This is a genomic window from Fulvivirga sedimenti (assembly GCF_020328055.1).
The window spans coordinates 1-7500 of record NZ_JAIXNE010000013.1 but is presented as its reverse complement, the minus strand read 5'-3'; the positions used below and the strand labels follow the sequence as shown (position 1 = coordinate 7500).

At 44.5% G+C, this 7500-nt stretch carries 7 protein-coding genes and 1 tRNA gene (1 of these 8 only partly in view); 4 read left to right on the top strand and 4 right to left on the bottom strand.

What is annotated here, in order from left to right; genetic code table 11:
• The 3 genes from LDX50_RS30635 to LDX50_RS30625 all read right to left on the bottom strand — a co-directional run.
• Positions 1-257, bottom strand: partial view of an STAS domain-containing protein gene (locus LDX50_RS30635; protein ID WP_225700119.1) — the 5' portion only. It extends 91 nt beyond the left edge of the window; the window shows 257 of its 348 coding nt (coding positions 1-257); it begins with the start codon at positions 255-257; its stop codon lies beyond the left edge, outside the window.
• The gene (locus tag LDX50_RS30630; RefSeq protein WP_225700118.1) at positions 241-720 is read right to left on the bottom strand and encodes a Fur family transcriptional regulator; all 480 of its coding nucleotides are present in this window, start codon (positions 718-720) and stop codon (positions 241-243) included. Before LDX50_RS30630 ends, LDX50_RS30635 begins: the two co-directional genes overlap by 17 nt.
• 63 nt (positions 721-783) lie before the next feature.
• Positions 784-3060 carry a RelA/SpoT family protein gene (locus tag LDX50_RS30625; RefSeq protein WP_225700117.1) on the bottom strand — a complete coding sequence of 759 codons (2277 nt, stop codon included), beginning with the start codon at positions 3058-3060 and terminating at the stop codon, positions 784-786.
• Positions 3061-3150: 90 nt separating this feature from the next.
• On the opposite strand from LDX50_RS30625, the gene LDX50_RS30620 reads away from it, so the two are divergent.
• From LDX50_RS30620 to clpX, 4 genes are all read left to right on the top strand, one after another.
• A tRNA-Leu gene (locus LDX50_RS30620) sits at positions 3151-3232 on the top strand.
• 97 nt (positions 3233-3329) lie between these two features.
• Positions 3330-4673, top strand: coding sequence for a trigger factor (gene tig, locus LDX50_RS30615; RefSeq protein WP_225700116.1), 1344 nt, complete (start codon positions 3330-3332; stop codon positions 4671-4673).
• A gap of 95 nt (positions 4674-4768) precedes the next feature.
• Positions 4769-5449: a ClpP family protease gene (locus LDX50_RS30610; protein WP_275951762.1), complete on the top strand. Its 681-nt coding sequence runs from the start codon at positions 4769-4771 to the stop codon at positions 5447-5449.
• On the top strand, positions 5449-6684 hold the full coding sequence (clpX, locus tag LDX50_RS30605) for an ATP-dependent Clp protease ATP-binding subunit ClpX (RefSeq protein WP_225700115.1): 1236 nt from the start codon (positions 5449-5451) through the stop codon (positions 6682-6684). The genes LDX50_RS30610 and clpX overlap by 1 nt, the downstream gene beginning before the upstream one ends.
• Here the strand turns inward: clpX and tnpA are convergent.
• A complete protein-coding gene (tnpA, locus tag LDX50_RS30600; RefSeq protein ID WP_225700114.1) occupies positions 6681-7163 on the bottom strand; it encodes an IS200/IS605 family transposase in 483 nt (160 codons plus the stop codon). The two genes, clpX and tnpA, sit on opposite strands and share 4 nt — an antisense overlap.
• Positions 7164-7500 lie beyond the last annotated feature (337 nt).

Sequence of the window (7500 nt, the reverse complement as noted above, 5' to 3'; positions counted from 1 at the left end):
TTCACATTCTCGGAAGGCTCAAGCAGACAAATCTCCCCTCCCTTATTCCTGAATTTAGTAAGTATTGTAATCAATACCCCGATTCCACTACTGTTTATATAACGCAACTTGCTGATATCGATCAGACATAAGCGCTGACCGTCCAGTATCTGTGCATTCACCAGTTCGATAAGATCTATCCCGCTGTTCTCGCCGATCAAATCGCCTTCAAGTGTAATTGTGAGTATACCCTCTTTAATATTATGACTGAACTTCATTTTGCTTTTCAGTTTCAATGCGAATACGGCAATCACCGCATACACCATATAAATTCAGTGAATGATGCAGAATGTCAAAATTAAGCAGGTCACCGACCATCGTCTGAATCTGATGAATTCTTGGATCACAAAACTCAACCACCTTGTGGCACTCCGTGCATATGAGGTGGTCATGCTGCTTGTAACCGTACGACTTCTCGTATTGAGCCAGGTTCCTTCCAAACTGGTGTTTACTCACCAGGTCACATTCCACCAGCAGATCAAGTGTATTGTAAACCGTTGCGCGACTTACCCGGTAATTTTTATTCTTCATGCTGATGTACAGCGATTCCACATCAAAATGTCCGCCCCTGGAATAAATCTCTTCCAGGATCGCGTAGCGTTCCGGTGTTTTACGCAGCCCCTTGTTTTCAAGGTAGGCAGTAAAGATTTTTTTAACTTCCTCGTATGCTGTCTGACTCATTTTGTAGTGGTTCTCGTCGACGGATTGCAAATATAGTACTTCTGTCTCACCTGTAATAATCGCTTATTCCTGATGCTCAAATTTGTTATCAACCTTTGAATCATCATCGGGCTTGTTGTTCGATTCAAAACGTGAAACCTTCACGACTCCTTCGACATTATTTAATTTCTGAATAAGCAGGTCGAGATGACTGGTATCATTTACATACAACATGATATTACCTTCGAAAATGCCTGAATCTGTATCGATCGACATTGAGCGCATATTCACCTTGAGTTCCTCGGAAATGATCGAGGAGACATCATTGATGAGACCCACGCGGTCGGTGCCGATAATCTTAAGACCCACCAGGAAAGAAGTTGCATGCTGCGAGGCCCACTTGGCCTTAATTACCCGATGTGCATGGTTCGCCAGTAGTTCAGGGGCATTCGGACAGGTAGTCCGATGAATCTTGATTCCTTCATTTACCGTCACAAATCCAAAGACATTGTCCCCGGGAATCGGATTGCAGCACTTGGCAAGTTTATAGTCAACCACATCCATATCCTCTCCGATGAGGAGCATGTCATCCGATTTGACCTTCTTGAACTCCAGTTCAAATGTTTTCGCATCCTTGATCGCCTTCCGGGTTTGCTGCTGGTTGTTCGACTTGATCGTCTGGGAAGGCTTGAAATTCTTGAATGACTTGATGTCCTTCTGATCGATAATGCCCTTTCCAACCCGCAGGAATAATTCAAAATGGTTATTGAGGTCGAAATATGCCCGAAGCCTGTCGAAAGTATCGGTATTAGCATCCATTTTCAACTGCTTCAACTTTCTGATGAGTGTCTCACGCCCCTGATCGGCGATGAACTTCTGGTCTTCCTTCAGTTCATCCTTGATTTTTGATCGGGCTTTCGATGTAACCACAAAACGAAGCCAGTCCTCATTCGCCTTTTGCTTATTGGACGTTAGAATTTCAATCTGGTCGCCATTCTTTAATTTATAGGTGATTGGAACCAGGCGCTGATTAACCTTGGCCCCGATACATTTGGCCCCCACTTCGGAATGAATGTCAAAAGCAAAGTCAAGGGCAGTCGCACCATTCGGCAGGGTTCTCAAGTCCCCCTTAGGAGTAAATACGAATACCTCTTCATTAAAAAGGTTACCCCTGAAATCATCTACGAACTCCAGTGCAGAGCTGTCATTCTGTTCCAGCATATCCCGAACCTTGGTGATCCATTGCTCAAGTCCGGAGCTGTGCCCTTGTGGATTATCCTTGTACTTCCAGTGAGCCGCATAACCTTTCTCTGCAATCTCATCCATGCGTGAGGTCCGGATCTGAACTTCCACCCACTGACCGTTCTTGGCCATAACTGTGGTATGGAGTGATTCATAGCCATTCGCCTTCGGTGTACTAATCCAGTCACGCAGGCGGTCGGGGTTTGGTTTGTAAAAATCGGTAACGATGGAATACACCTTCCAGCAGGCAGCCTTTTCGTTCTCCTCGTCGGTATCGATAATAATCCGAACAGCAAACAGATCGTATACCTCTTCAAAAGGTATATTCTGTTTTTTCATCTTATTCCAGATGCTGTGAACAGATTTTGGTCGGCCCTTAATCACATAATCAAGCTTCGTCTGGGCAAGTTCCTTCTGGATGGGTCGGATGAAGCTTTTGATAAAACGGTCCCGTGCCTCCTTGGTGTCGGCGACTTTTTCAACAATGTCATCATAGGCTTCGCGATCTGTGTAGCGCAGATAAAGGTCTTCCAGTTCCGTTTTAATGGCGTATAACCCAAGCCGGTGTGCCAACGGGGCATAAAGGAAGATCGTTTCACTGGCAATTTTATATTGTTTGTGCTCGGGCATGCTGTCGAGCGTTCGCATGTTGTGCAGCCGATCCGCCAGTTTTACCAGAATTACACGCACATCCTCGGAAAGTGTAAGCAACATTTTCCGGAAATTTTCCGCCTGCTGCGAGCTTCCATGTTCAAAAACGCCCGTGATCTTGGTAAGCCCGTCAATAATTCGTGCGATTTTCTTACCAAAATCACGTTCAATATCCTGAACGGTGGTTTCCGTGTCTTCCACTACGTCGTGAAGAAGTGCCGCCGCAATAGAAGTTGTACCCAATCCAATCTCGTCAATACAGATGCGTGCTACACTGAGTGGGTGAAAAATATAGGGTTCGCCCGATTTCCGCCGAACGCCCTTGTGAGCTTCCAGCGCAGTATTGAATGCCTTTCGGATGATTTTGGAATCACCTTCCTTCAGTACAGGCTTCGCCCTCCTCAGCAATTGCCGGTATCGCCGTACAATCTCCCTGTTTTCCTCCTCTATGTCTATTTTCTCTGCCACGTAATTCAAAGGTGATTAATAAAAATAAAATATTTCCCACAGTCTTTGTTCAAATTCAGATAATATCTAAATTTGCACTCCAATTTTCTTGCGGATGTGGCGAAATTGGTAGACGCACTAGACTTAGGATCTAGCGCCTTACGGCATGGGGGTTCGAGTCCCTCCATCCGCACATTTAAAGGACCCCCTGTCATGACCATCACTAGTATATCATTGATTGTGTCTGGATTGGGGGTTTTTACGTATTATCCACTTAAAACAAGATCGCTTTGGACATCACTTTAGACAAAAAAAGCCCAACAGAAGCTTTAATTAAAATTACACTAAAGGAAAATGATTATCAACCGAACGTTGAAGAAAAAGTAAGGGAGTATGCCCGCAAGGCATCCATAAAAGGATTTCGCCCCGGGAAGGTTCCTACCGGTCTGATCCGTAAAATGTATGGCAAGTCCATTCTCGTTGAGGAAATCAATCGTATTCTTTCTGAATCTGTGAATAACTATGTAAAGGAGAATAAGCTGAACCTCCTTGGTGATCCGTTGCCCGATTTGAAAAAAGCGGAGTCTGTCGATTGGGAAAACCAGAAGGAATTTGAATTTGACTACTCTATCGGTATGGTTGACGATTTCAAATACGACATCAGCGACAAAGCCAAGGTAACCAGATATAAGATCGAACTGGATAAAAAGACCCTCGATGAGACCCTGGATAATATCAAGGAACAGTTTGGAAAGCAGACCAATACTGAGAAGCCGGTAAAAGGTGATGATTTCATGGGTACGTTGTCCTCAGCCGATGGCGAACTGACCAATGAAGGAATTATCAAATTCAATTATCTCAGTAAGGGTGGTGAGAAGAAACTGCTGGGTTCCAAGCCGGGCGATACTGTGGAATTAGATATTAAGAAAGATTTCAAGGACGCACATGCCGTTTCCCATGCCCTCAATATCGGAGAAGACAAGGCAAAGGAACTCGCAGGGAATTTCAAGTTCTCGCTCGACAAAATTAATCACGTTGAACCTGCAGAAATGAACCAGGAGTTATTTGATGGGGTTTTTGGTAAGGATGTGGTTAAATCCGAAAAGGAGTTCATTGAAAAGGTTAAATCGACCGTAGAGGAAAATTATAACCGTGAAACAGGATATTATCTGGATCGCGAGATCAGGGATTTACTCGTAAAGAACACGAAAATGGATATCCCTGGCAATTTTCTGAAGGAATGGCTCCTTCGCAGTAATGAGGGTAAAGTTACCCAGGAAGATGTGGATCGCGAATTCGATGATTATGTTGAATCAATGAAATGGGATCTTATCAAGAACAAGATTGCCGAGGATAACGAGATCAATGTGGAACATGAGGATGTGGTAAATCAGGCAAAAGCCATGATTCTTCAGCAACTGGGAGGTGCTGGTGCAGCCGAACAATTAATGGAGCACATGGATGCATTCGCAGATAATTACCTGAAAGCCGAAAACGGGCAGAATTACATGCGCCTCTATGGTGAATTGCGTGATAACAAAATTCTGGAATTGGTCAGGAACAAGATTTCGATCAAGGAAAAGAGTGTAAGTCTCGACGAATTCAAGAAAATTGTTGAAAAAGAAAGTAAATAATCTGAAGGGCCCCGCAAGGGGCTTTTTTGCTCTTTTATAGATTTTTTAACCAATTTCTTGTTATCATTGAGTATAGTCAAAGCCTAGAAAAAACGATGAACGAGCTCAATAAAGACGAATTTAGAAAATTTGCCGTGCAGGGTCGCGGTATTAGTGGAAGCGTATTCGATGACTACTCGAATTACGTTGAGAATATGACCCAATACGTAATTGAAGAACGTCCGGGAAATTTCCGTGCGATCGACGTATTTACACGTTTGATTTCAGACAGAATCATATTCCTGGGAATGGGTGTTGATTCACAAATTGCAAATATCATCACTGCACAGCTGTTATTCCTGGAATCCAGCGACCCGAAGAAAGATATTATCATGTATATTAATAGTCCGGGCGGTTCCGTTTATGACGGTTTGGGTATATATGACACGATGCAGTATGTAAATCCTGAAGTAGCGACTATCTGCACCGGTATGGCTGCTTCAATGGCAGCGGTTTTGATGTGCTCCGGAGCAAAAGGTAAAAGAGCTGCATTGCCCCATGCCCGAATCATGATCCATCAGCCCAGTGGCGGAATGCAGGGTCAGAGCCGGGACATGGAAATCACGCTGAAGCAAATGCAGGAGTTGCGAAAAGACCTGTATGAAATCCTGGCAAAGCATACCGGGCAGAAGTATAATAAAATTGAACAAGATTCAGACCGTGATTACTGGATGAGAGCCACGGAAGCCAAAGAATACGGACTGATCGATGAAGTTCTAGAAAGACACAGACAATAATGGCAGAAGTAACCTGTTCTTTTTGCGGTAGAAATAAGAAAGATGTGGATCTGATGATCTCCGGAATACATGCGCACATATGTGACAAGTGTATTTCACAGGCGAATCAGATCCTGACGGAGGAGAAAAAAGCTTCAGGAAGCGTAAAAAGCAAACCATCTTTCAACCTGGTTAAGCCCAAGGATATGAAGAAATTCCTGGATGAATTTGTTATTGGCCAGGATGAAGCAAAAAAGGTTGTGTCCGTAGCTGTCTACAATCACTACAAGCGACTCATGCAGGAGCCGGATGCCGATGATATTACCATCGAGAAATCAAACATCATCATGGTAGGTGAAACGGGTACGGGGAAAACGTACCTGGCCCGTACATTGGCAAAGATCATTGAAGTTCCATTCTGTATTGCCGATGCAACTGTTCTTACCGAGGCAGGTTATGTTGGGGAAGATGTTGAAAGTATTCTTACCCGGTTATTGCAGGCAGCCGATTACGATGTGGAAGCTGCAGAGCGCGGCATCGTTTATATTGATGAGCTTGATAAGATCGCCCGAAAGTCGGACAACCCGTCCATCACGCGGGATGTAAGCGGCGAAGGTGTACAGCAGGCGTTGCTGAAGCTTCTCGAAGGAACAACCGTGAATGTGCCGCCCCAGGGTGGCAGAAAGCACCCGGATCAAAAAATGATATCGGTGAATACCGAAAATATCCTCTTCATTTGCGGAGGTGCCTTTGATGGTATTTCTAGAAATATTGCCAAACGAATCAATACACGCCCGATCGGCTTTGCCTCTGCAACAGATCGTTTTGATACGCTCGACGTAGAGAATGATAATCTGTTGCGGTACATCAGTGCCCAGGACCTCAAGAGTTTCGGTCTTATCCCTGAACTGATTGGACGCTTACCCGTCCTTACATTTTTGAACCCGCTGGATGAAGACGCGTTAAGCAAAATTCTTACCCAGCCGAAGAATGCCCTTGTTAAGCAATACAAGAAATTATTTGACATCGAAAATATCAGCCTGGAGTTCGAAAAGGACGCGTTGGAATTTATCGTTGAAAAAGCAATGGATTACAAGCTTGGTGCACGTGGATTACGGTCAATTTGCGAAGCGATCATCAACGATGCAATGTTCGAATTGCCTTCCGATGATTCAGTTAAAGAACTGATAATTTCACGTGACTATGCCGAGGAAAAATTCAGCAAGTCGAAGTACTCCAAGCTGAAGGTTGCTTAATCAACCTTTGCCTGGTTGTCGATCGGAGATACCAACAGATATTTTCTATTGAATTCAATCTCGTTTTCTTTAAGCGCACTAATCAATTCATCATCAAAGGATATCCGCTGATGATGAATTTTCTGTTTCCGGATATAATTTGCAACCCGGCCGAGATCACCGCGTGACACAGAAAAGGCGCCATAACCTGATTGCCATATAAAACGGCGCTTTCCTTGTTTTGTCGAATTAATCCAGTTAGCAGACCTGCTTTTAACAGACATCATTAAATGTGCTAAAGACTGACAAGGTCTCAAACCTATGAGGATATGGATATGATCGGGCATGCCATTGATTTGGATTACCTTGTGTCCCTGGCTCTGTACAATACCTGTAATATATTTATACAAATCAGTTTCCCAACAAGGATTTATCAGAGCATCGCGGTATTTAACTGCGAATACAATATGAATATGGAGTTGGGTATAGGTATTTGCCATATTCACAAGAAAATTTAAACAACGGCAATTATTTGTCATTTGCAGATTTTTCATCCGCGATCCCTACGGGACCGTTACATTTTGATTCACCATTTGCTACCAACCCGCGATCCCTACGGGACCGCCGTGCGTTCATATCCGTGCCATAGGTACGGCGCATGGGTGGATCACGGCGTATGGTATCCGTGCCGTAGGTACGGCGCATTGGTTTCCGTGCCGTAGGTACGGCGCATGGGTGGACCACGGCGCATGGGTGGATCACGACGCATTGGTGGACCACGGCGCATCGGTGGACCACGGCGTATGGGTGGATCACGGCGCATGGGTGGACCACGGC

What these genes read in the sequence shown, in the direction of transcription:
- LDX50_RS30630 (WP_225700118.1), bottom strand. Translation starts at nt 720, where the DNA reads ATGAGTCAGACAGCATACGAGGAAGTTAAAAAAATCTTTACTGCCTAC.
- LDX50_RS30610 (WP_275951762.1), top strand. Translation starts at nt 4,769, where the DNA reads ATGAACGAGCTCAATAAAGACGAATTTAGAAAATTTGCCGTGCAGGGT.
- clpX (WP_225700115.1), top strand. Translation starts at nt 5,449, where the DNA reads ATGGCAGAAGTAACCTGTTCTTTTTGCGGTAGAAATAAGAAAGATGTG.
- tnpA (WP_225700114.1), bottom strand. Translation starts at nt 7,163, where the DNA reads ATGGCAAATACCTATACCCAACTCCATATTCATATTGTATTCGCAGTT.